This window comes from Aggregatibacter sp. oral taxon 513, assembly GCF_018128305.1.
Lineage (GTDB): Bacteria > Pseudomonadota > Gammaproteobacteria > Enterobacterales > Pasteurellaceae > Aggregatibacter > Aggregatibacter segnis_A.
Genome location: NZ_CP072381.1, coordinates 1,087,531 through 1,111,854, shown reverse-complemented (window position 1 = coordinate 1,111,854; position 24,324 = coordinate 1,087,531). Strand labels below are relative to the sequence as shown.

The following is a 24,324-nucleotide window of genomic DNA, read 5'->3' as shown; positions in this document are numbered from 1 at the left end:
TTGCGATAAAGAGTATGTTACCAGTAACATTCTGGCGTGAGGACGAATTATGTTAATTTTCATCATGATCGTAGCGGTACTTTTATTATTGCTACTTATCATTAAATTTAAAATGCATGCCTTTGTCGCATTGGTTTTAGTTAGTTTATTGACTGCACTTGCAGCAGGCATTTCTGTTGACAAGATTTTGCCGACGCTATTAACCGGCTTCGGCAATACGTTGGCATCGGTTGCCTTGTTGGTTGGCTTGGGCGCCATGATTGGTCGTTTACTTGAAGTGACCGGCGGAGCAAAAGTGCTTGCTGATACCTTAATCAATAAATTTGGCGAACAAAAAGCACCCTTTGCCCTTGGGGTTGCCGCCTTATTATTCAGTTTTCCGATTTTCTTTGATGCTGGTTTGGTCGTGATGTTGCCAATCGTTTTTAGCGTGGCAAAACGCTTTGGTGGTTCTGTCTTACGTTACGCTTTCCCGGTTGCCGGTGCTTTCGCCGTTATGCACGCCTTTTTACCACCGCATCCCGGTCCGGTTGCTTCCGGAGATTTGCTTGGTGTAAACATGGGGTTGATGGTGCTTGTCGGATTAATTTGTGCTATTCCAACTTGGTACATCGGGACATATTTGTTCAGTATGTATATCAGCAAAAAATTCTTTGTGGAACTGCCGAAAACCTTTTTGAATAGCTCTGCCATTAGCGAAACTTCCGTTCAAAACCCACCACCGTTTGGACGCGTGTTATTTATTTTGGTTTTACCGATTTTCTTAATTTTGTTTGATACCGGCTTAAATACGCTTAGCGTTGCAAAAGTCATCGACGGTTCAGCCTTGTGGGTGCAAAGCTTGCGTTTAATTGGTAAAACACCTATTGCTTTATTAATTACGTTGTTAATCGCTATTGCCTTATTGCGCGGTGAACGTAGCTACGAACAAATCGAAAGCCTTTGCAACAGTGCGCTCGGACCAATTTGCTCCATTATTTTGGTCACCGGGGCGGGTGGTATGTTCGGTGGCGTATTACGTGCCGGCGGTATCGGCGATGAATTGTCTGCTATGTTATCCAATACCGGTATGCCGATTATTATTGCCGCCTTTATTATTTCCATGGCGCTGCGTGTAGCACAAGGTTCGGCAACGGTAGCATTAACTACCGCCTCTGCATTAATCGCACCGACCGTTGCTGCGGCGACCGATCTTAGTCAATTGGACTTATGCTTTATCGTGATCTCCATCGCCTCAGGTGCCACAGTGTTCTCTCATGTCAATGACAGCGGATTCTGGTTAATGAGTCGTTTCTTGGAAATGGACACTAAAACCACGTTAAAAACCTGGACTATGTTGGAAACCTCAATCGGCTTTGTGGGTTTTATCATTGCATTAATCGGTAGCATTATTTTCTAATACTTCTCGTTTTACTAAAGCGCATCTTTTACGGTGCGCTTTTTTATGAAAAAACATCAGAAAAAAACACCGCACTTTCTCTTCTTTTCTCTTTCCTTCATTGAGTTTTTACCAAAACTCGCTATAATTTCGCCTGTACAAAAAAACAGTATTTGTGAGTAAAAATAATGGATTTCGCAGAATTATTAGATGGTTTAAACGATAAACAACGGGAAGCGGTGAGTGCGCCGTTGGGCAATTATTTGGTGTTGGCGGGCGCGGGGAGTGGTAAAACCCGCGTATTGACGCACCGAATTGCGTGGTTGATTGGCGTGGAGGGTATCTCCGAAGGGAGCATTATGGCGGTGACCTTCACCAACAAAGCTGCGGCAGAAATGCGTCATCGTATTGAATCCGTCTTGTCCGACGGCAATCAGCGTTTGTTTGGTATGTGGGTCGGCACCTTTCACAGTATCGCTCATCGACTTCTGCGTGCCCATCATCTTGATGCGGATTTGCCGCAAGATTTCCAGATTTTAGATTCGGAAGATCAATTGCGTTTACTCAAACGCCTCATGAAATTACATCATTTTGACGAAAAAAGTTTCCCGCCCAAACAAGCCGCTTGGTATATCAACAATAAAAAAGACGAAGGCTTGCGTCCGAATCAAATTGATGATCATCACGATCGTCAAGAACGTGAATGGATTCGGATTTATCAGATTTATCAAGATGCTTGCGATCGCGCCGGGCTGGTGGATTTTGCCGAAATTTTATTGCGCTCGTATGAATTGTTTTTACACAAGCCTCTGATTTTGCAACGTTATCAACAACGTTTTCAGCATATTTTGGTGGATGAGTTTCAAGACACCAACAAAATTCAATATGAATGGATTCGTTTGTTGGCGGGCAAAAGCGGCAAAGTGATGATTGTGGGCGATGACGACCAATCTATTTACGGCTGGCGCGGGGCAAAAATCGAAAATATTCAGTTATTTTTAAAAGAGTTTGTCAATGCACAAACCATTCGATTAGAGCAAAATTACCGTTCTACCATGAATATTTTGCAAGCGGCGAATGAGTTAATTTCCAATAACAACAACCGACTAGGGAAAAATTTATGGTCGGAAGGAAATCAAGGCGCCCCTGTAGGCATTTATGCCGCTTTTAACGAATTGGATGAAGCGCTGTTTGTTGCTTCACAAATTAAAACCTGGATTGAAGACGGCGGTAAACTCAACGATTGTGCCATTTTATATCGCAGTAACAGTCAATCACGGGTGATTGAAGAAGCGTTGATTCGTTCACAAATTCCGTATCGTATTTATGGCGGCATGCGCTTCTTCGAACGTCAGGAAATTAAGGATGCTTTGGCCTATTTGCGCTTAATTGCTAATCGCCAAGACGATGCCGCCTTTGAGCGGGTAATCAATACACCGCCACGAGGCATTGGTGATCGCACGTTGGACACCTTGCGTAATCTGACTCGAGAACATCAAATCACCTTATGGCAAGCCACCAATTTGGCGTTACAGGAAAATAAACTGGCAGGTCGTGCTGCGACCGCCTTGCTTCGCTTTATGGAATTAATCAATTCTCTGCAACGGGATACGGAAGAAATGCCGTTGTTTGCACAAACGGATTTTGTCATTAAACATTCCGGTTTGTATGAAATGTATAAACAGGAAAAGGGCGAAAAGGGCGAAGTGCGTATTGAAAACTTGGAAGAATTGGTCTCTGCCGCCCGCGAATTTATCAAGCCTGAAGAAGCGGAAGACATGACAGAACTTACGGCGTTCTTGACGCATGCTTCATTAGAAGCCGGTGAAGAACAAGCGGCACCGCATCAAGCCTGTGTGGAAATGATGACCTTGCACTCGGCAAAAGGCTTGGAGTTTCCTCGGGTGTTTATGATTGGCGTGGAAGAAGGGTTATTCCCAAGTTTCCGTTCCTTTGAAGAAGCAGGGCGTTTGGAAGAAGAGCGTCGTTTGGCGTATGTGGGAATTACCCGTGCTAAACAAAAACTCACCATTTCTTACGCGGAAAGTCGTCGTTTATATGGCAAAGAAGAACGTCATTTGCCTTCTCGTTTTATCTCGGAATTACCCCAACAATGTTTGCAGGAAATCCGTTTACGCGGCACAGTTACCCGCGCCTTAAATCAAGCCAAAGTAGGCAGTGTTTCGCCGATTGCCAATGAAAGCGAATGGAAAATGGGGCAAAAAGTAAAACATGAAAAATTCGGTTTTGGCACTGTAATCAATGTAGAGGGGGCAGACAATAATTTGCGCTTACAAATCGCGTTCCAAAATCAAGGGATTAAATGGCTGATAGCACACTTAGCAAAACTGGAAAAGGTTTAGGTTTATCGGGATAAAATAAAAAGTGCGGTGAAATTTCACCGCACTTTTTTTATCGATATTGAATGGCTTTGGGATAACCAATCTGTAACGTTAATTTTTGATTGCTTTCCACAACGTTTTTCCGTGCTTCAATAAAAAAGCGAGAGGTCATGGCTTTTTTACCGTGATTGAGAAAAATTTCCATGACAGAGTAATCAAAGAAAATTTCTACTGTTTGCAGATTCTCAATTTCGCAGAAACGTTTACTACCGAATTTTTCCATCAACGCGGTTTGTTCACTTTGGCTACGATCTAAACAAACTAATCCGTTTTCATAAGAAAGACGCAAGGATTGTCCTTGTTCATTTTGGAAGAAGGTTAAATCAAAGGCGTGATTATTCGACTCAAATTTTATGTAGGCACGATCTAAGTCTGCAATCTCGGCTTTGCTATCAAGCTGAAGCGTAGAAAGTGCGGTCAGATTTTCATACGTTTTGGCGATAGGGCGTTGGTGGATTTTGTTGCCTTCTAAGAGCAATTCTCTTGGTAGCGTTAAAGCCGAATGCCATTTGAATTTGTCTGTCGGATAGGTTAAGTCCGGCAATCCGATCCAACCGAACAGGATGGCATTTTCTGTCTTGCTAAGACCTGCAAAAGTTTGTGGTGCATAGAAATCAAAGCCTTGGTCCAGTTCGGCGATGTGTTCGGCGTGAAAGGTTAAGCCCTCCAATTTGCCGACGGCATACACCGCGTGGTAGTTATTTTGAAATTGATGAGCTTCCCGTAATTTGCCCTGTGGCGACCAAATAAACACATCTTTATTACCAAGTTTCAATAAATCAGGGCATTCCCACATAAACACCTTGTTATTATCAAAGGCAGGCAAGGAAAGTTCGCCGAGTAAACGCGGTGTATCCTCAAGATTGTCCATTTCAAAAATAATCGCCGTACCGCTGAGATCTTCCCGTTGTGCACCAAGTACAAAACGAATTTTGCCTTCTGCCGTGATAAAAGGTTTCGGATCGCGGACGTGTTCGGTATAACCTTTCGGGGCTTGATTAAGCAGACAACGTTTGGAGAGCAATTTTCCTTCTTTAGAAAAGATGGCCATATTTTGATGAGGAATGCGTTGATTTTCCGCATTACGTGTGTTGCCGGTGTAAAAGGCGACAATTTGTTCCTGCCAAATAATGGCGCCGCCCGAATAACAGCCGTGGGATTCAAACAGTTCACAAGGAATGAGATCGTCAGCGGATTGATAATGTTGGAAATCTTTGGTGATCAAATGTTTCCAATGCTTCATACCATGCAGCGCATCGAAGGGAAACCATTGATAAAAAAGGTGATATTTTTCGCCGTCAAAGATGAGACCGTTAGGATCGTTCATCAGTCCGGTTGGTGGCGCAATATGAAAGTGCGGTCGAAAATCTTTGTCTTTTAGCACGGTTTGAGCAATTTCCGCAAGCTCACCGGGTTCTGCCGCAAGGATGCTTTTGTATTTTCCATTGTTGAAAATAGCCATAAGGTTTTTCCTCGATGTTTGGGCAATTAGCACGCGTCAAAGGACGCGCGCGATTAAAGTAAAAGACTAGTTCGCCAAAAAATCGGCTAATTGCATTTTATTCGGTAGGGCAGACATCGCGCCTTTTGCCGTGGTAGCTAACGCGCCACAGGCATTGGCTTGACGGATAATTTGCTCAAGTACAGAAATTTCTTTCCAATCTGAATGTTGTGAAAGCCCGGCAAGAAGACCGCCGACAAAGGCATCGCCTGCACCTGTAGTGTCAACCGGTTTTAAGGCTTTGCCGGCAACCACATCTTGTTTACCGGCTAAATGATAGCGTGCACCGTCTTTGCCCAAGGTCACAATGATCAATTTTTTCGGATAAAGTGCGGTGATTTTTTCAAACGCGTCGCCTAGAGTTTGTGTGTCAGTGAGCAGCGTTAATTCTTCTTCTGAAAACTTCAATACATCTGCCAATGCCACCGCTTGCATAACGGTTTGCTTCATGTCGTCAAAACTTGCCCAAAGGGATTCGCGCAAATTGGGATCAAAAGAGAAGAATCCGCCCGCGGCTTTAATACGACGAATGGCTTCAAAGGTGGTTTCGCGGGAAGGATTGTTGATTAAAGCAATAGAGCAGCAATGAAGCCATTCGTTTGCTTGGAAATTCGGTAAATCCGCTACTTGCAAAAACTGGTCGGCACTTGGATTGACCATAAAGGTAAAGCTCCGTTCGCCGTTATCTAACCCGACGATAACCGTGGAAGTACGCTGTTGCGGATCAAGAATCATGTGGCTGGTTTGTACGTTTTCTTGTTGCAGGGTTTGTTGCATAAATTCGCCCAAGGGATCTTTGCCCACGCGACCGATAAACGCACTTTCACCGCCTAAACGGGCGATGCCTACCGCCACGTTTGCCGGCGCACCGCCCGCACAGCGTAAGTAATGATTTTCTCCGTCGGGGATTAAATCCACCACGGCGTCACCTAATACCCAAATTTTTTGACTCATCTTTTGCTCCTCGTGTTAACCCTAAAAAACGCGGATAAAAATAACCGCACTTTATGATGACATAAGTGCGGTTCATTTTTGTGATGTTTTTATTTCACCGTGACTTTGGCGAACTTACGTTTACCTACTTGGTAAACCGCAGTCGAAGCGCTGATAACCAGTTTGGCGTCTTCTACTTTTTCACCGTCAATTTTCACACCGCCTTGTTGTACCATACGGTTGGCTTCTGAAGTCGAAGCGACCAAGCCGGCTTCTTTTAACAAGTTGGCAAGCCCGATTTCGCCTTCAAAGGTAAATTCAGGCATGTCATCCGGCATCGCGCCTTTTTGGAAACGGTTGATAAATTCTTGTTCAGCCGCATCTGCAGCCGCGTCATCATGGAAACGGGCAATAATTTCTTTGGCTAATAAGATTTTGACATCCCGTGGATTTTTACCGTTTGCCACATCAGCTTTTAATTGGACAATTTCTGCTAATGGACGGAAAGAAAGCAGGTTATACCAATCCCACATTAAGTCATCGGAAATGGACATGATTTTGCCGAACATTTCGCTTGGTGCTTCGGTGACACCGATATAGTTGCCGAGGGATTTAGACATTTTTTTCTCGCCATCCAAGCCCACTAATAATGGCAGGGTAATTGCCACTTGTGGTTTTTGACCGGCAGATTTTTGTAATTCACGACCCACTAATAAATTGAATTTTTGGTCGGTTCCGCCTAATTCAACATCGGCTTCCAACGCAACAGAATCATGACCTTGTAAGAGCGGGTAAATAAATTCATGAATCGCAATCGGTTGATTGTTAGAGAAACGTTTTTTGAAATCATCACGTTCTAACATTCGGGCAACCGTGTAGTTGCTTGCCAAACGAATCATGCCTTCGGTGCCTAATTTACCCAACCATTCAGAGTTGAATACAATATGGGTTTTTTGCGGATCGAGAATTTTATAAATTTGTTGTTTGTAGGTTTCCGCGTTGCGTAACACATCTTCGCGGCTAAGCGGCGGACGAGTCGCATTTTTACCGGACGGATCGCCCACCATGCCGGTGAAGTCACCGATTAAGAAATAAACTTCGTGGCCTAATTGTTGGAATTGACGTAATTTGTTTAATACTACAGTGTGACCTAAATGAATATCCGGTGCGGTTGGGTCTGCGCCGAGTTTCACGCGCAATGGGCGATTTTCTTTAAGTTTTTCAATTAAATCCTGTTCAGAAAGAATTTCATCTACGCCGCGTTTTAGTTCTGCGAGAACGGTATTCATATCAGTCATGTCTTTTCCTAATGTTATTCAATTTACCGAAAGGCTACATTATAGAGATTATTCGCTAAATTTGAATTATTTTTAAGGAAAAGGGCAGATTTCAGGTGAAAAAAAACGCCTCTTGTGGGGGATGAGGCGTTGAAGTTGGAGTGATTATCTATAATTTGTTTTGGTAATTGAATGATAATTATTCTCAAAAATAATGTCAAGCACTTTAATGAAAATAATTCTCAAATAATTTGCTTAAATTGAGTTTATCTTAAGTGGTACGACCTTTGTGAGATGAAGTGCGGTTGGAATTCCCTGCGTTTTTTCAAATTCAGCGGCATACGCATAGGCTTCCACACCTTCTTTGAGAGCTTGCCGGAAAAGCGCATCGTATTTGGTATCAATATGTTTCGCGATTTGGAAATGGTCAAAACCATCATGTAAGCCACAGAAGAAAATGACGGCACGATGGCCTTGTTTTTTCATTGCGATCAATTCGCGCAAGTGTTTTTGTCCGCGTGTCGTAACAGCATCGGGAAACATGCCGAGTTTTTTGTCGTTATCTACATACGTGATGGATTTCACTTCTACATAACAATCGGGCAGATCTTTACCTTTTAGCAGGAAATCAATACGGCTGTTTTCCTCACCGTATTTCACTTCCGGGTGAATTTCATCATACATGGCGAGTTCAAGGATTTGTTTTTTCTGTAAGGCATCAAAGGTGAGCTGATTAGAGCGGTGGGTGTTAATGCAAACCATATTGCCATTTGCTAATTGCGTTAATTCCCATGAGCTTGGGTATTTCCGTGTGGCACTGTCGGAGGTGGAATACCAAACGATGTCGCCTTCTGCACCACAGCCAATCATGGCACCGGTATTGGCGCAGTGCAGCGTGGTGATATCGCCGTTTGGCAGTTGCACATCGGTTAAGAAACGTTTGTAACGACGGATTAAGGTGGCGGATTGTAGAGGAGGTAATTGCATTGTGTTTGACCTTGAGCATCAAAGTGCGGTTAAGTTTTTCAGTGTTTTTTAACTGACCGAATGTGAAACGGCAGCCAAAATATTCGCGCGCTAAGATAGCAAAGCGAGGGAGGGATTTCTAATTTTTTTATGTGCTACTACAAATTGTAATAGGGATCACATATTGAATAAAAAGCCGAAAATTTTTTTTCGTTTTTAGGGGAACAATGATAGAGTGAGGGCTAATTTGACAGCCTAGAGGTGTCATTTCGGGCGGGTAAATTTGTTACCTACATCTTAATCTATCAAAGGGAATCATTATGTTAATTGGTGTACCTAGAGAACTGCTTGATAATGAAAGTCGTGTGGCGGCAACGCCGAAAACGGTTCAGCAAATTTTGAAGCTTGGCTTCGATGTGATTGTTGAACATGATGCGGGTTTCAAAGCGAGTTTTGAAGATCAGGCATTTGTAGCTGCCGGTGCGAAAGTCGGTGATGCCGCACAGGTTTGGCAAGCGGACATTATTTTTAAAGTCAACGCGCCGACCGACGATGAAATCGCTTTAATTAAAGAAGGGGCAACCTTAGTCAGCTTCATCTGGCCTGCGCAAAATCCGCAGCTCATGGAAAAATTGTCAGCGAAAAAAATCAATGTGTTGGCGATGGATGCCGTGCCGCGTATTTCTCGTGCGCAAGCATTGGATGCATTAAGTTCAATGGCAAATATTGCCGGTTATCGTGCCGTGGTGGAAGCCGCACATGAATTTGGCAGTTTCTTCACCGGACAAATTACCGCAGCAGGTAAAGTGCCACCGGCGAAAGTGTTGGTGATTGGTGCGGGTGTTGCCGGTCTTGCCGCGATTGGGGCTGCAAACAGTCTAGGTGCTATTGTACGTGCTTTTGACTCCCGTCCGGAAGTAAAAGAACAAGTAGAAAGTATGGGCGCCAGCTTCCTTGAAATCGATTTTAAAGAAGAAGGCGGCAGTGGCGATGGCTATGCTAAAGTCATGTCTGAGGAATTTAATCGTCGCGCGCTTGCCCTTTACGCAGAACAAGCGAAAGAAGTGGACATTATCATTACCACCGCATTAATTCCGGGCAGACCTGCACCGCGCTTAATCACCAAAGAAATGGTGGAATCCATGAAGCCGGGTAGCGTGATTGTGGATTTAGCCGCAGCGACCGGCGGTAACTGTGAATTGAGTAAAGCCGGCGAAGTGGTGGTCACCGATAATCAAGTGAAAATCATTGGTTACACCGATTTACCAAGCCGTTTACCAACGCAATCTTCCCAACTTTACGGTACCAACCTGGTTAACTTGTTGAAATTGCTTTGCAAAAACAAAGACGGTCAAATCGACATCAATTTCGACGACGTGGTATTGCGTGGCGTGACAGTGATTCGTGATGGTGAAGTCACATGGCCGGCACCACCAATTCAAGTGTCTGCGCAACCGCAACAACAAGCAAAAACCGCAAGTGCGGTCAAAAAAGAGGAAGAAAAACCAACGGATCCGCGTAAAAAATACGGCATTATGGCGGCAGTGGGTGTGCTTTTCTTATGGCTCACGTCTATTGCACCGGCGGCTTTCCTTTCTCACTTAACCGTGTTCGTCTTGGCTTGTGTCGTGGGTTACTATGTGGTTTGGAATGTGAGCCATGCGCTACACACCCCATTGATGGCGGTAACCAATGCGATTTCAGGGATTATTATCGTAGGGGCGTTATTGCAAATCTCACAAGGTAATTTCTTCATTAGTGTGTTGGCGTTTATTGCGATTTTAGTGGCAAGCATCAACATTTTTGGTGGCTTCCGCGTCACTCAACGTATGCTTTCCATGTTTAGAAAAGGCTAAAGGAGAAAATCATGTCAGAAGGTTTTGTACAAGCTGCGTATATTGTGGCAGCGTTGCTCTTCATTATGAGCTTAGCCGGTCTTTCTAAACATGAAACGGCAAAAGCAGGGTGCTGGTATGGCATTATCGGGATGGGGATTGCCCTCATCGCCACCATCTTCGGGCCAAAATCCGAAGGCACATTATGGATCATCATTGCTATGGTGATTGGTGGGGCGATTGGTATTCAGCGTGCATTAAAAGTTGAAATGACGGAAATGCCGGAATTAGTGGCAATCTTGCACAGCTTCGTGGGTTTGGCTGCCGTATTGGTAGGCTATAACAGCTACGGTTTGCATGATATCCCAACCATGCCTAGCGGTTTAAATGACGTAGAACAAGCGAAATTCCTTGCAGAACAAGCCGCACTTGCCAGCGTGCATAACGTGGAAGTGTTCTTGGGGATCTTCATCGGTGCGGTGACCTTCACCGGCTCTGTGGTGGCATTCGGTAAATTAAGCGGAAAAATTAATTCCAAAGCCTTAATGTTGCCACACCGTCATAAATTAAACTTGGCAGCGCTTATTGTTTCCGCGTTATTAATGGTGGCGTTCTTAAGTGAACCGGAAAATATCTTCCCGGTATTAATCATGACCGTGATTGCCCTTGCATTCGGTTGGCATTTAGTGGCCTCTATCGGTGGTGCAGACATGCCGGTGGTGGTGTCCATGTTGAACTCCTATTCCGGTTGGGCAGCAGCTGCGGCAGGTTTCATGCTTAGCAATGACTTGTTAATCGTGACCGGTGCGCTTGTAGGTTCTTCCGGTGCGATCTTGTCTTACATCATGTGTAAAGCCATGAATCGCTCTTTCATCAGCGTTATTGCAGGTGGTTTCGGTAATGACGTTCAAGTGTCTTCCGATACGGAACAAGGCGAACACCGCGAAACCACTGCAGAAGAAGTGGCGGAATTATTGAAAAATTCCAGCTCTGTGATTATCACCCCGGGATACGGCATGGCGGTGGCGCAAGCACAATATCCGGTGGCAGAAATCACCCAAAAATTACGCGAGCGTGGCGTAAACGTGCGTTTCGGTATCCATCCGGTTGCCGGACGCTTGCCTGGCCACATGAACGTGTTATTGGCGGAAGCCAAAGTGCCTTACGACATCGTGCTGGAAATGGATGAAATCAACGATGATTTCGCTGACACCGACACCGTCTTGGTTATCGGTGCGAACGACACCGTCAACCCTGCGGCAATGGACGATCCGCACAGCCCAATCGCCGGCATGCCGGTATTGGAAGTGTGGAAAGCGGCTAATGTGGTGGTATTCAAACGTTCGATGAATACCGGTTACGCCGGCGTGCAAAATCCGCTGTTCTTCAAAGAAAACACGCAAATGCTGTTCGGCGACGCCAAAGAACGTGTGGACGACATCTTAAAAGCCTTGTAATTTGCTTTGGATGACAAGCTAAAAAATAAAAGTGCGGTGAATTTTCACCGCATTTTTGTTTCTGAGAAATGCATTTCAATTAATGAATCATTAGTTCAATAACGCTATAATTACGCCATTCGTTTAACAAAAAGGAAGTAAGCATGACAGAGCAGGCTTTGCACGCGAAGCAGAATGAATGCGTCATAACAAACGACATTCGGCTGACGCAATATAGCCACGGCGCCGGTTGAGGCTGCAAAATATCGCCTAAGGTTTTAGAGGAAATTTTGCATACCGAAATGGCTCCGTTTATTGACCCGAATCTCCTTGTCGGCAATGACACCAAGGATGATGCGGCGGTGTATGATTTAGGCAATGGTACGTCGATTATCAGTACCACGGACTTTTTCATGCCGATTGTAGACGACCCTTTTGATTTTGGACGCATTGCGGCAACCAACGCCGTGAGCGATATTTTTGCCATGGGCGGCAAGCCGATTATGGCGATTGCGGTGTTTGGCTTCCCGATTAACAAATTGCCGGCAAGCGTGGCACAACGCATTATTGACGGCGGCCGTTTTGCTTGCCAGGAAGCGGGCATTGCCCTTGCCGGCGGTCATTCCATCGACTCACCGGAACCGATTTTTGGCTTAGCCGTAACCGGCATTATCGACACTGAAAAAGTGAAACGAAACGCTACGGCACAAGCAGGCTGTAACTTGTATTTAACCAAGCCATTGGGCATCGGCGTATTAACCACGGCAGAAAAACAAGGCAAATTAAAAGCGGAACATAAAGGTTTGGCGACTAAGTGGATGTGCCAAATGAATTTGCTAGGCAGTCAGCTTTCAAACATTGATGGCGTCACTGCCATGACTGATGTCACCGGTTTCGGCTTGTTAGGGCATTTAGCCGAAATCTGCGAAGGCTCCAATCTCAATGCCGAAGTGGATTTCGCCAACATTAAAACCTTGGACGGTGTGTATGACTACATCGCACAAGGTTGCATTCCGGGCGGCACGAACCGCAATTTCGACAGCTACGGACATAAAATCGCTCCAATAACGGATTTACAGAAAGCCGTATTATGCGATCCACAAACCTCCGGTGGCTTACTCATTGCCGTTAAACCGGATGCAGAAAAAGAGGTTTTTGCCGTTGCACAAAACGCCGGTGTTGAGCTATATCCTGTCGGCAAACTCATCGAACGACAAGCTACACCGGAATTTATAGTGGTGAAATAGTCGTTAATTTTCTGATCAAAGTGCGGTCATTTTTCCAAGTGTTTTTTGAAATGAAAAACGTTTGAGGAAATGACCGCATTTTTTTAGTCATAAAAATTTATGCTAGCGCGCATTGCCTAACGCGTGCCAAAGAAAGTAAATAAAGTGCGGTGAGTTTTTGGAGTGTTTTTTAGTGAAATTAGGCACACGCTAGGAAGCGTGCGCCAACAGAGATGTGTAAATAAAGAAAGATAGCGCCAGCGTCCACGCTGGTGCTGTTTAATAAAAACATTGAGAATTTTACCCATAAGCCGTTGACAGAACCAATGTTCAAAATTCTTTGGATTTTCTAACCGCACTTTTAGATGAGAGGCACAAGCGAAGACGCTTACGCTATTGTGGGGACATCTAGAAAATATTCTAACTATTAGTTTGGAAAATAGTTTTTCAGACACTTCAGCATACTTTCATGGAGGTAGGATATGTATTCACTAGGTTTATCATTTTTTTTTTCAATATATAGTTTTTCTGTGTCTAGAAAAGTAGGAATTGGAATATTATTTTCGATAAAAATCTCATCATATTTAAATAGTTTACCCAACTTAAATAATGATTTTTCTTGTGTTACAATAAACCCTATATTAACCTCATCATTACCATCAGAATGTATAAAACTACATTCAGGAAATCTAAGTAGAAATAGATCCCAGGTTGTAGACTTAATGGTATTTAATACCTTTTCTTGTTTTGAGTTCTTATGGATTCCAAATATTTTTCCAGCACTACCATTAAAGTATTGCTTTGCTAAGTAATATTCTCTTGCAAAAATTTTACCTAACTGAGATTGCATAAAATTATCAAAAATATCAAGCTTTTCTTTTACAGTCCCTTTTGGTAGTTCAAATAAATTAATAAAGATCATCTTGATTAACAAAATCTCTATTCCTAATAGATTAATATTATTTGAATAGTTCATAATGAAATTATCAACTCTTTCTGAAGCTGTTTCATCTATAGTTTTACCTTTTAAATAAAAAAATATTTGTTCTTCATTTACTGTTTCTTTATATTCCTTGTTTTTAAGGAAAAATATTTCATCCATTAAGTATAACTTTAACAATGATTTTGTGTGTTTGATTAAATACTCTCTAACTTGAGTTTCATCCTTTTTATCAATGATACCTTTTGAATAGGCTTCCAGGTAATAGAAGTAAGGACTTAGACCCCATTTATTTTCTGTAATAAATTCAAGGAATTCAATTAAGCCATCATTTTGATAATTACCTTCTATAAATCTATGAATAGAAGACATAACATTTGAATCAAGTAAGGCAGAAGCGAAAAATTTCAAGTTGTCTATCTTTACAGCTATAATATTTTGAACAAAAAGAGAAGGTTCTTTACCAGATAAATGATCTAGTATAAAAATTTCATTACAAAATTCTTTATGTTCATCTAATAGTTTAGAACTGTTTTCTGAATCTTTTATTATCCACTTGTAGCGCATATTTATACCTTGACTTTATTATGTATTTTTATTTAACTATCGAATTTAAGTGTATTTCTTAATCACTTCATCGCCACACCTAGCCATTTCATCATCTCTCTCTCATCCCAACCTTTACGTTTGGCATAATCTTGAGCTTGGTCTTCATCGATGCGACCTAAGGTGAAATAGTTGCTTGCCGGGTGGGTGAAGTACCAACCGCAGACGGAAGCGGCCGGCCACATGGCGTAGCTTTCGGTGAGTTTCATGCCGATGCGTTGTTCGACTTCCAATAAATCCCAAATCAAGGCTTTTTCCGTGTGTTCCGGGCAGCTTGGATAGCCCGGTGCCGGGCGGATGCCGACATAGTTTTCATTGATTAACCCTTGGTTATCGAATTCTTCTTGTGTGTAGCCCCAAATGCGGGTGCGTAGTTCAAAGTGCAGGTATTCTGCCATGGCTTCGGCAAGGCGGTCGCCCACGGCTTGCAGCAAGATGGCGTTGTAGTCATCGCCTGCTGCTTTATAGCCTTCCACCAAATCCATTTCTTCAATGCCGGCGCACACGGCAAACATCCCCATCCAGTCTTTTTTACCGCTTTCGCGATCAGCGATAAAGTCGCTTAAGGCAAAGTTAAATTGGCTTTTGCTGTTTTTGCCACGTTCTGTTTGTTGGCGTAAGCCGTAAGCCGTGCCGATGGTTTGCATGCGGTCTTCATCGGAGAATAACACCACATCATCGCCCACACGTTCCGCAGGGAAAATGCCCAACACGCCGCTTGGGTTAAGTTTGTGGTTTTGTTCGAAAGCATCTAACATCGCTTGCGCATCATTCCACACGCGGCGGGCTTCTTCGCCACTTTCCGGATGATCAAAGGCATCCGGATAACCGCCCATCAAGCCCCACACGCGGAAGAACGGCGACCAGTCGATAAATTTGCGCAACTCAGCAATTGGCACGTTTTTAAATTCCACAATGCCCGTTTGTTTTGGCGTTGGTGGCACATAATCTGCCCATTCACCGCTAAAGCCATTGAAACGGTTGGCGCGCGCTTCTTCAATGCTGAGTTGTTTACGCAACGGTTTTCGGGTGGCGAAGGATTGTTGGATTTTTTCGTAATCTTTCTTGAATTGTTCCCACAATGCTGCACGGCCTTCTGGGTTCATCAGCGTGGCACACACCGTTACCGCACGGGAGGCGTTCGAGGTATAGAACACGCCATGTTGTTTGTATTTTGGATACAGTTTAATGGCGGTATGTTCTTTGGAGGTGGTCGCACCGCCGATTAAGACTGGCAAGTTCAAGCCTAAACGGGTCATTTCGCCGAGGAAGTATTCCATTTCGTCTAAAGATGGCGTAATCAAACCGCTCAAGCCGATAAGATCCGCTTTTTCCTCAATCGCGGTTTGAATGATTTTGTCTGCCGGCACCATCACGCCCAAGTCAATTACTTCAAAGTTATTACATTGCAACACCACGCTCACGATGTTTTTGCCGATGTCGTGCACGTCGCCTTTCACGGTGGCAATCACCACTTTGCCGTTGCTGGAGCCTTTTTGTTTGGTGGCGTTGATAAATGGCTCTAAATACGCCACGGATTGTTTCATTACGCGCGCGGATTTCACCACTTGCGGCAGGAACATTTTACCGTCGCCAAACAAATCACCCACCACGTCCATGCCTGCCATGAGCGGACCTTCGATGACTTCTAACGGCGTTGGCAATTTTTGACGCGCTTCTTCCGTGTCTTCGATAATGTACGTAGTAATGCCTTTCACCAGCGCGTGTTTTAAACGTTCTTCCACCGGCCATTTACGCCATTCGGCGACAGAATCGACCGCACTTTCATCGTTGCCTTGATTACGATATTTTTCTGCAATATCGAGCAATTTTTCGGTGGCATCCGGGCTGCGGTTTAATACCGCATCTTCTACGATTTCACGCAATTCAGGATCGAGATCGTCATAAATCGCAAGCTGGCCTGCGTTCACGATCCCCATGTCCATGCCTTGTTTGATGGCGTGATAGAGGAAGACCGCGTGAATGGCTTCACGCATCACATTGTTACCACGGAAGGAGAAGGACACATTTGACACACCGCCGGAAATCTTGGCGTGCGGAAGACTACGTTTAATACGACCTGTTGCGTTAATAAAATCCACGCCGTAGTTGTTGTGTTCTTCAATCCCGGTGCCGATGGCGAAAATATTCGGGTCGAAAATGATGTCTTCCGGCGGGAAGCCAAGTTGGTTGACTAAGATGTTATAAGCACGGGTACAGATTTCCACTTTGCGATCTTCGGTGTCCGCTTGTCCCACTTCGTCGAACGCCATCACGACCACCGCCGCGCCGTATTTACGTACCAGTTTGGCGTGTTCAATAAAGATTTCTTCGCCTTCTTTCAACGAGATGGAGTTCACAATCGGTTTGCCTTGCACCGATTGCAAGCCCGCCTCAATCACTTCCCATTTGGAGGAGTCGATCATCACCGGCACTTTTGCTGCATCGGGTTCGGTTGCCATAATGTTGAGGAAACGGGTCATGCATTTTTTGCCGTCGAGCAAGGCTTCGTCCATGTTCACGTCGATGACTTGCGCGCCGTTTTCTACTTGGTCGATGGCAATTTCAATGGCTTCGGCAAATTTGTCTTCTTTAATTAAACGTTTGAATTTCGCCGAACCTGTCACGTTATTACGCTCACCCACGTTCACGAACAGGCTTTCATCATCAATATTGAGCGGTTCTAAACCTGATAAACGCATGGCTGTTTTGATTTGTGGCAATTTGCGTGGCGGGATATTTTCTACCGCTTCGGCAAAGGCTTTGATGTGTTCCGGTGTGGTGCCGCAACAGCCACCGATAATGTTCACAAAACCGCTTTCCGCCCATTCTTTCAGGTGTACCGCCATGTCTTCCGCACCGAGATCGTAGCCACCGAAGGCATTTGGCAAGCCTGCGTTTGGGTGGACGGAAACGTAGGTTTCGCTGATTTTAGACAGTTGTTCAACATACTGGCGGAGTTCTTTCGGGCCTAACGCACAGTTTAAACCGAATGTCAGTGGTTTCGCATGACGAAGGGAGTTGTAGAACGCTTCGGTAGTTTGTCCTGAAAGAGTACGGCCAGACGCATCGGTAATGGTGCCGGAAATCATAATCGGCAATTCCACGCTTAATTCTTCAAACACGGTTTCAATGGCAAACACTGCCGCTTTGGCATTTAGCGTGTCGAAAATGGTTTCGATCATAATTAAATCGGCACCGCCTTCAATTAAGCCGCGCGTGGCTTCCGAATAGGCATCTACCAATTCCATAAAGGTGACGTTACGGAAGCCCGGATCATTCACGTTCGGGGAAATGGACGCAGTGCGGTTCGTCGGGCCGAGAATCCCTGCGACGAATCTTGGTTTTTCCGGCGTACTGTATTTATCCGCCGCCAAACGTGCCAGTTTCGCGCCGGCAAAGTTGAGTTCGTAGGCAATGGATTGCAAATCGTAATCCGCTTGCGCAATGGTGGTAGAGCTGAACGTATTGGTTTCGATAATGTCTGCGCCGGCTTCTAAATATTTTTCGTGAATGGCGGAAATCAACAGCGGCTGGGTGAGAGTGAGCAAATCATTATTGCCACGTAAATCCACCACACTTTCTTTAAAGCGTTCACCACGGAAATCTGCTTCGGTGAGTTTATATTTTTGGATCATCGTGCCCATGGCGCCGTCTAAAATTAAGATACGTTGGGCAAGGGCATTTTTTAGTATTTCAGTGGTGTTTTTCAAAATAAGCTTTCCGTTTGTTGTAGTTCAAATAAATGGGAGGAATAGTAGGAAGATGTGCTTGTGCTGTCAAATGTTATCTCTCTAAAAGTGCGGTGTTTTTTTAACGCATTTTTCTAGTAGACATAAGAAGAGAATTCTTTGCCGATTTTCTGCTTTTTATCTTGGTCTATGCTAAACTAGCGCGCAATTTTTTCCGTATTTTGAATGATTTCTTATTCGTTATGAGTTTATCTATCCCTCTTTTTATTGCATTGCGCTATTGGCGGGCAAAAAGTGCCGATCGTTTTGGACGGTTGGTGACGAATTTAGCCAGTTTCGGCATTGTGCTTGGCGTGATGGCATTGATTATCGTGCTGTCTGTGATGAATGGTTTGGAAGGTTATCAAAAACAACAGGTGCTTTCTTCCATTCCACACGCCATTGTTAGCCCAAACGGCAAGGTGAAGATCGATGATGCCGAGCCACCGATGCCAAATTTTGTGCAAAAAGCCGTGCCGATAAACATGACCAATGTGATTTTTCAAACTGCAAGTGGTGTTAGCGCAGGACAAGTGATTGGAATTCGACAATTTTCAGATGACCCGATTTTGTCTGCTTTATCCGAATCGCATTTTGAGGATTTGCTCCCGACAGGTGAGTTTAAAATCATTCTTGGCGATCAACTGGCGCAGAAATTAAACCTGCATGTCGGCGACAAAGTGCGTTTGATGATTACCGAAAACAGCCAATACACGCCGTTCGGGCGCGTGCCGTTGCAGCGTTTATTTACCGTCAGCGAAATCTATTTTGATACGGGCGAAGTGTCAGGATATGAAGCCTTCGCCAATTTAACGGACATTGGTCGCTTAATGCGAATTCAGCCGGGCGAAGCCCAAGGTTTCCGTTTATTTTTAACGGATCCGTTCCAAATTACCGAGCTGCCGGTGGCATTTCCCACAGCCGCGCAAATTACCGATTGGCGCACGCAAAAAGGTGAGTTTTTCCAAGCGGTGCGTATGGAAAAAAATATGATGGGCTTGTTGGTGAGCTTAATTATCGTGGTGGCGGTGTCCAATATTATTACGTCTTTAAGCCTGATGGTGGTGGACAAACAGGGCGAGATCGCCATTTTGCAAACCCTCGGTTTAACGAAAGGACAGGTGCGTTCCATCTTCATTTATCAAGGTTTATTGGTGGGGTTAATGGGCACCTTGGCGGGCGCTATATTGGGCGTGTTAGTGACGTTAAATTTGGATGCCATTGTGAATCTCTTAGGTGCAAAAACACTTTATTTACCGACTGCACTTGAGCCTTGGCAAATCCTGACGATTGTCGCGTTTTCCTTATTATTGTCATTGTTATCCACCCTTTATCCTGCCTATCGCGCCGCGAAAGTCGAGCCGGCAGAAGCCTTGCGCTACGAATAAAAAAGAGATGAAAAAATGAATACAGCATTATTATCTTGCCAACATATCACGAAATTTTATCAAGAAGGCACCCAACAAACGGAAGTGCTAAAACAGGTGTCTTTTTCTATGCAACCGAGCGAATTGGTCGCGATTGTGGGCAGTTCCGGTTCGGGCAAAAGTACGTTGCTACACACCTTGGGCGGTTTGGATCAACCGAGCAGCGGTGAAGTGTTTATCAAAGGACAATCGTTGCAACAAATGAGCCCGAACGCCTTGGCGAAGTTGCGCAATCAATATTTAGGGTTTGTGTATCAGTTTCACCATTTGATGGCAGATTTCACCGCACTTGAGAATGTCATGATGCCGATGCTTATCGGGCAACAAAATAAAACGGAAGCACAGGATCGCGCCGAACAGATCTTAAGTGCGGTCGGTTTACAGCACAGAATTTCACATCGCCCGTCTGCGCTATCCGGCGGGGAACGTCAACGTGTGGCGATTGCCCGTGCGCTGGTGAATAACCCGGCATTGGTGTTAGCAGACGAACCCACCGGGAATTTGGATCACAAAACCACGGAAAGCATTTTTGAGTTGATTCAACAGCTTAACCAAGAAAAGCAAATTGCGTTCTTATTGGTGACCCATGACTTGAATTTGGCGGAAAAATTGAATCGCCGTTTAATTATGCAAGACGGCGTGCTACGCGAGGAAAATGCCTGATGAATACGCCATTTTTTATTAGTTGGCGCTATCAACGCAGTAAACATAAAAACCGTTTGGTGTCGCTGATTTCGTTTTTTTCCAGCATCGGCATTGCCTTGGGCGTGGCGGTGTTAATTATCGGCTTAAGTGCCATGAACGGCTTTGAACGTGAACTCAATCAACGGATTTTGGCGGTGGTGCCGCATGCGGAAATTTTCTCTGCAAACGGGCAAAACAATGCACCGATTGATCATTGGCAACATCTTGCCGCTAAGTTGAAACAAAATCCGCAAATCATTGGCGTTTCGCCTTTTGTCAGTTTTACCGCCTTAGTGGAAAATGGCGCAAAATTAAAAGTAGTACAAATTAAAGGCGTGGAAACGGTATTGCAAGATCAAGTGAGTTCTCTTGGGCGTTTCGTGTTAAATCAAGGATGGCAAAATTTCGCGCAACATGGCGGGTTGGTGTTGGGCTCGGGGATTGCACGAGAGTTGGATGTACAAGAAGGGGATTGGGTTTCCTTGTTAATTTCACAACAAACAGGCACGGAAAATTTAACCCAGCCATTGCGTGAACGAATTCAAGTAACCGGCATTTTGCGTTTAGATGGGCAGCTGGATCACAGCTATGCCCTCATGCCTTTGGCGCAGGCGCAGCAGTTGATGGATTATCAAGCGGAGCAGGTGAGTGGGGTAGAATTGAAAACCACCGATCCGTTTAACATTCAAACCCTTGATTATTCCATGTTGCAAGATTATCCGCAGATGCTCTACCTGCAAAACTGGATCAGTAAATTCGGCTATATGTATCGTGATATTCAGCTGATTCGCACGGTGATGTATATTGCCATGGTGCTGGTGATTGGGGTGGCGTGTTTTAACATTGTGTCCACGCTCATTATGGCAGTGAAAGATAAAGCCGGCGACATTGCCATTATGCGTACTCTTGGGGCGAATAATGGGTTTATTAAGCGTATTTTTATTTGGTATGGCTTGCAGGCAGGCATGAAAGGCTGTCTCATTGGCATTGTGTTGGGCGTGATTTTGGCCTTAAATTTGACCGCACTTATACAGGGTTTGGAAGGTTTAATCGGTAGGAAATTATTATCTGACGGCATTTATTTCGTGGACTTCCTACCAACCGAGCTACATTGGCAAGATGTGTTGCTGGTGTTGCTTTCTGCGTTAATTCTCAGTTTATTTGCCAGCCTTTATCCGGCAAATCGTGCGGCGAAATTGCAACCGGCACAGGTATTAAGCGGTCATTAAAAAAGAAATCAAATAAACTAGTTTACTAGTACAAATTGCAGTGGTAGAGTAATACCACTTTTTCGGTCATTTTAGAATTTTATGAAGATAAGCGAGTGAATAATGAATACAAAAAACGATATTTCTATTGAAAACGATGATACGCGAATTGGCAAGATTGAACAGGTGTTACCCCCGATTGCGTTGCTAGAAAAATATCCGGCAAGCAGCGTTGCGGTGAAAACGGTGGAAAATGCCCGTCACGAAGTGCATAAAATTATTCATGGTGAAGATGATCGTTTACTTGTGGTTATCGGGCCTTGTTCCATTCATGATCCGAAAGCTGCATTAGAATATGCGAAACGCATTAAATTAATGCGTGAAAAATACCAGGATACCTTACAAATTATCATGCGTGTGTATTTTGAAAAACCGCGTACCACTGTGGGCTGGAAAGGTTTAATTAATGACCCGCACTTAAATAATACCTATGCCTTGAACGACGGTTTGCGTATGGCACGTAAATTATTGTCTGACATTAACGATTTAACCGTGCCGACGGCAGGGGAGTTTTTGGATATGATCACGCCGCAATATTTAGCGGATTTCATGAGTTGGGGCGCGATTGGTGCAAGAACCACCGAATCCCAAGTGCACCGTGAACTGGCTTCCGGTTTATCTTGTGCCGTTGGCTTTAAAAATGCGACCAACGGTGGCGTAAAAATTGCCCTAGACGCGATTGGTGCCGCAGAAGCACCACATCATTTTTTGTCTGTTACGAAGTTTGGTCATTCTGCTATCGTTTCCACCAAAGGTAACGAAGACTGCCACATTATTTTACGTGGTGGTGACAATGGCCCGAATTACAGCGAACAAGATGTTGCCGAGGTGTGCGATGAACTTGCCAAAGCAGGTTATAGAGCCCATGTCATGGTGGATTTCAGCCATGCCAACAGCTACAAACAATTCAAAAAACAATTAGATGTGAGCCGTGAAGTGGCACGTCAAATTGCCGCAGGTTCCGATAAAATTTTCGGCGTGATGATTGAAAGCCATTTGGTTGAAGGCCGTCAAGATTTGGTCGAAGGCAAACCATTAACTTACGGCCAAAGCATTACCGACAGCTGTATCGGTTGGGAAGACAGTGAAAAAGTCTTGCAAGAGTTATCCGATGCGGTGGTGGCAAAACGCAAATTAAACGGCTGATCTTTCTTTTCACCCGTTCATTTCAAACAAAAGTGCGGTGGATTTTCAGAGCGAATTTCCACCGCACTTTTTTTGACTTTTAAGTTAAACCGCCTCCGGATTTGGTATATCATATAGGGACTTATTTTTATCCACTGAGGCAATAATGGCGTCTAAAAATTCTCCTCCGGCAAAAGAACAAAACACCACCAATTTGAACATTCCACCTCATTCTATTGAAGCTGAACAAGCCGTGTTGGGCAGTATTTTACTGAACAACATGTATTGGGATGATGTGGCAGAAAATGTGGTGAAAGAGGATTTTTATCGCTTTGAACATCGTCTGATTTTCGAGGAAATGGAAAAGCTGATTGCCCAGCAATCGCCGGTGGATTTAATTACCTTAGAACAGGCACTAAAAAGTCGCGAAGTCATCGAACAGGTGGGCGGTTTTGCTTATTTGGCGGAGCTTTCTAATAACACGCCGAGTGCCGCCAATGTGGTGGCTTATGCCAATGTGGTGCGAGAAAAAGCAATCATGCGCGAGTTGATTTCCGTGGGGAACAAAATTGCGCAAAACAGCTATTCTCCGAAAGGGCAGGATGTGAAACATTTGCTGGATGAGGCGGAGCGAGAAGTTTTTGCCATTGCTGAGAAGCGCACATCTGGCACTGAAGGCCCACAAAATATCATTTCCATTCTGGAAAACACCATCAATAAAATAGAACAACTCAGTCAAATTAAAGATCATTCCGGTGTTACCGGCGTTTCCACCGGTTTCAAAGATTTAGATAAGAAAACGGCAGGTTTGCAAAAATCTGATTTGATTATTGTGGCGGCGCGTCCTTCCATGGGGAAAACCACCTTTGCCATGAACCTATGTGAAAATGCGGCGTTAGGCAGTGATAAACCGGTATTGGTGTTCAGTTTAGAGATGCCGGCGGAACAAATTATGATGCGTAGCTTGGCGTCACTTTCGCGTGTGGATCAAACGAAAATTCGTACCGGGCAGGGCTTGGATGACAACGATTGGGCAAAAATTTCCAGTACCATGGGGATGCTGGCTAAAAAACCGAATTTATTTATTGACGATTCTTCCGGTTTAACGCCGACGGAGCTACGTTCCCGTGCCAGACGGGTTTATCGTGAAAATAACGGCTTAAGTTTAATCATGGTGGACTACCTTCAATTAATGCGTGCGCCGGCTTTTTCTGAAAATCGTACGTTGGAAATTGCGGAGATCTCCCGTTCCTTGAAAGCCTTGGCAAAAGAATTAGAAGTGCCGGTGATCGCCCTGTCACAATTAAACCGTACCTTGGAAAACCGTCAGGATAAACGCCCGGTCAACTCAGACTTGCGTGAGTCAGGCTCTATTGAGCAGGATGCGGACTTGATTATGTTTATTTATCGCGACGAAGTGTATAACCGTGAATCGGAAGAAAAAGGCATTGCGGAAATTATCATTGGTAAACAGCGTAACGGGCCGATTGGACGTGTTAAATTGGCATTCCAAGGCAATTTTTCCCGTTTTGATAACTTAGCAGAACATCATCATTATGATGACGAATATTAGATAACAGAGTAAAAGA

16 protein-coding genes are annotated in these 24,324 nt (G+C 44.4%); 10 read left to right on the top strand and 6 right to left on the bottom strand.

Annotation, left to right across the window (positions count from 1 at the left end):
- Positions 1–49: 49 nt before the first annotated feature.
- Positions 50–1,399, top strand: a complete 1,350-nt coding sequence (locus tag J5A60_RS05315; protein WP_212509692.1) for a GntP family permease — start codon at positions 50–52, stop codon at positions 1,397–1,399.
- A 167-nt stretch (positions 1,400–1,566) separates the two neighbouring features.
- On the top strand, positions 1,567–3,741 hold the full coding sequence (gene uvrD / locus J5A60_RS05310; protein WP_212509691.1) for a DNA helicase II: 2,175 nt from the start codon (positions 1,567–1,569) through the stop codon (positions 3,739–3,741).
- A 49-nt stretch (positions 3,742–3,790) separates the two neighbouring features.
- Here the strand turns inward: uvrD and J5A60_RS05305 are convergent, their stop codons facing one another.
- The 4 genes from J5A60_RS05305 to sfsA form a co-directional block, all read right to left on the bottom strand.
- Positions 3,791–5,242, bottom strand: a complete 1,452-nt coding sequence (locus J5A60_RS05305; protein ID WP_212509690.1) for a glycoside hydrolase family 32 protein — start codon at positions 5,240–5,242, stop codon at positions 3,791–3,793.
- A 66-nt stretch (positions 5,243–5,308) separates the two neighbouring features.
- Positions 5,309–6,235, bottom strand: coding sequence for an aminoimidazole riboside kinase (locus tag J5A60_RS05300; RefSeq protein ID WP_212509689.1), 927 nt, complete (start codon positions 6,233–6,235; stop codon positions 5,309–5,311).
- An 89-nt stretch (positions 6,236–6,324) separates the two neighbouring features.
- Positions 6,325–7,512, bottom strand: a complete 1,188-nt coding sequence (tyrS, locus tag J5A60_RS05295; protein ID WP_212509688.1) for a tyrosine--tRNA ligase — start codon at positions 7,510–7,512, stop codon at positions 6,325–6,327.
- A gap of 234 nt (positions 7,513–7,746) precedes the next feature.
- Complete coding sequence (sfsA, locus tag J5A60_RS05290) at positions 7,747–8,478, bottom strand: DNA/RNA nuclease SfsA (RefSeq protein ID WP_006718448.1); 732 nt, start codon at positions 8,476–8,478, stop codon at positions 7,747–7,749.
- Positions 8,479–8,777: 299 nt separating this feature from the next.
- Between sfsA and pntA the strand changes: the two genes are divergently transcribed.
- From pntA to selD, 3 genes are all read left to right on the top strand, one after another.
- Positions 8,778–10,313, top strand: coding sequence for a Re/Si-specific NAD(P)(+) transhydrogenase subunit alpha (gene pntA, locus J5A60_RS05285; protein WP_006718446.1), 1,536 nt, complete (start codon positions 8,778–8,780; stop codon positions 10,311–10,313).
- A gap of 11 nt (positions 10,314–10,324) precedes the next feature.
- Positions 10,325–11,749 (top strand): Re/Si-specific NAD(P)(+) transhydrogenase subunit beta, encoded by a 1,425-nt coding sequence (pntB, locus tag J5A60_RS05280; RefSeq protein ID WP_006718444.1) that lies wholly within the window; start codon positions 10,325–10,327, stop codon positions 11,747–11,749.
- Positions 11,750–11,934: 185 nt separating this feature from the next.
- Complete coding sequence (gene selD / locus J5A60_RS05275; protein ID WP_212510752.1) at positions 11,935–12,975, top strand: selenide, water dikinase SelD; 1,041 nt, start codon at positions 11,935–11,937, stop codon at positions 12,973–12,975.
- Positions 12,976–13,381: 406 nt separating this feature from the next.
- On the opposite strand, the gene J5A60_RS05270 is transcribed toward selD, so the two are convergent.
- Positions 13,382–14,461 (bottom strand): hypothetical protein, encoded by a 1,080-nt coding sequence (locus tag J5A60_RS05270; RefSeq protein WP_212509687.1) that lies wholly within the window; start codon positions 14,459–14,461, stop codon positions 13,382–13,384.
- Between the two features lie 62 nt (positions 14,462–14,523).
- Entirely contained in the window at positions 14,524–18,216 is a 3,693-nt protein-coding gene (metH, locus tag J5A60_RS05265; protein WP_212510751.1) for a methionine synthase, read from the bottom strand.
- A gap of 218 nt (positions 18,217–18,434) precedes the next feature.
- Here metH and J5A60_RS05260 point away from each other — a divergent pair, with 218 nt between their 5' ends.
- The 5 genes from J5A60_RS05260 (at position 18,435) to J5A60_RS05240 (ending at position 24,308) form a co-directional block, all read left to right on the top strand.
- Positions 18,435–19,619, top strand: coding sequence for a lipoprotein-releasing ABC transporter permease subunit (locus J5A60_RS05260; RefSeq protein ID WP_212509686.1), 1,185 nt, complete (start codon positions 18,435–18,437; stop codon positions 19,617–19,619).
- 15 nt (positions 19,620–19,634) lie between these two features.
- Positions 19,635–20,321, top strand: coding sequence for a lipoprotein-releasing ABC transporter ATP-binding protein LolD (gene lolD / locus J5A60_RS05255; protein ID WP_109128663.1), 687 nt, complete (start codon positions 19,635–19,637; stop codon positions 20,319–20,321).
- Complete coding sequence (gene lolE, locus J5A60_RS05250; RefSeq protein ID WP_212509685.1) at positions 20,321–21,571, top strand: lipoprotein-releasing ABC transporter permease subunit LolE; 1,251 nt, start codon at positions 20,321–20,323, stop codon at positions 21,569–21,571. Before lolD ends, lolE begins: the two co-directional genes overlap by 1 nt.
- A 102-nt stretch (positions 21,572–21,673) precedes the next feature.
- Positions 21,674–22,756 (top strand): 3-deoxy-7-phosphoheptulonate synthase AroG, encoded by a 1,083-nt coding sequence (gene aroG / locus J5A60_RS05245; protein WP_371817611.1) that lies wholly within the window; start codon positions 21,674–21,676, stop codon positions 22,754–22,756.
- Between the two features lie 145 nt (positions 22,757–22,901).
- On the top strand, positions 22,902–24,308 hold the full coding sequence (locus tag J5A60_RS05240) for a replicative DNA helicase (RefSeq protein WP_048750499.1): 1,407 nt from the start codon (positions 22,902–22,904) through the stop codon (positions 24,306–24,308).
- Positions 24,309–24,324: the final 16 nt, after the last annotated feature.

What these genes read in the sequence shown, in the direction of transcription:
- J5A60_RS05300 (WP_212509689.1), bottom strand. Translation starts at nt 6,235, where the DNA reads ATGAGTCAAAAAATTTGGGTATTAGGTGACGCCGTGGTGGATTTAATC.
- J5A60_RS05270 (WP_212509687.1), bottom strand. Translation starts at nt 14,461, where the DNA reads ATGCGCTACAAGTGGATAATAAAAGATTCAGAAAACAGTTCTAAACTA.
- pntA (WP_006718446.1), top strand. Translation starts at nt 8,778, where the DNA reads ATGTTAATTGGTGTACCTAGAGAACTGCTTGATAATGAAAGTCGTGTG.
- uvrD (WP_212509691.1), top strand. Translation starts at nt 1,567, where the DNA reads ATGGATTTCGCAGAATTATTAGATGGTTTAAACGATAAACAACGGGAA.
- lolE (WP_212509685.1), top strand. Translation starts at nt 20,321, where the DNA reads ATGAATACGCCATTTTTTATTAGTTGGCGCTATCAACGCAGTAAACAT.
- J5A60_RS05240 (WP_048750499.1), top strand. Translation starts at nt 22,902, where the DNA reads ATGGCGTCTAAAAATTCTCCTCCGGCAAAAGAACAAAACACCACCAAT.
- sfsA (WP_006718448.1), bottom strand. Translation starts at nt 8,478, where the DNA reads ATGCAATTACCTCCTCTACAATCCGCCACCTTAATCCGTCGTTACAAA.
- pntB (WP_006718444.1), top strand. Translation starts at nt 10,325, where the DNA reads ATGTCAGAAGGTTTTGTACAAGCTGCGTATATTGTGGCAGCGTTGCTC.
- J5A60_RS05260 (WP_212509686.1), top strand. Translation starts at nt 18,435, where the DNA reads ATGAGTTTATCTATCCCTCTTTTTATTGCATTGCGCTATTGGCGGGCA.
- J5A60_RS05305 (WP_212509690.1), bottom strand. Translation starts at nt 5,242, where the DNA reads ATGGCTATTTTCAACAATGGAAAATACAAAAGCATCCTTGCGGCAGAA.
- tyrS (WP_212509688.1), bottom strand. Translation starts at nt 7,512, where the DNA reads ATGACTGATATGAATACCGTTCTCGCAGAACTAAAACGCGGCGTAGAT.
- aroG (WP_371817611.1), top strand. Translation starts at nt 21,674, where the DNA reads ATGAATACAAAAAACGATATTTCTATTGAAAACGATGATACGCGAATT.
- lolD (WP_109128663.1), top strand. Translation starts at nt 19,635, where the DNA reads ATGAATACAGCATTATTATCTTGCCAACATATCACGAAATTTTATCAA.
- J5A60_RS05315 (WP_212509692.1), top strand. Translation starts at nt 50, where the DNA reads ATGTTAATTTTCATCATGATCGTAGCGGTACTTTTATTATTGCTACTT.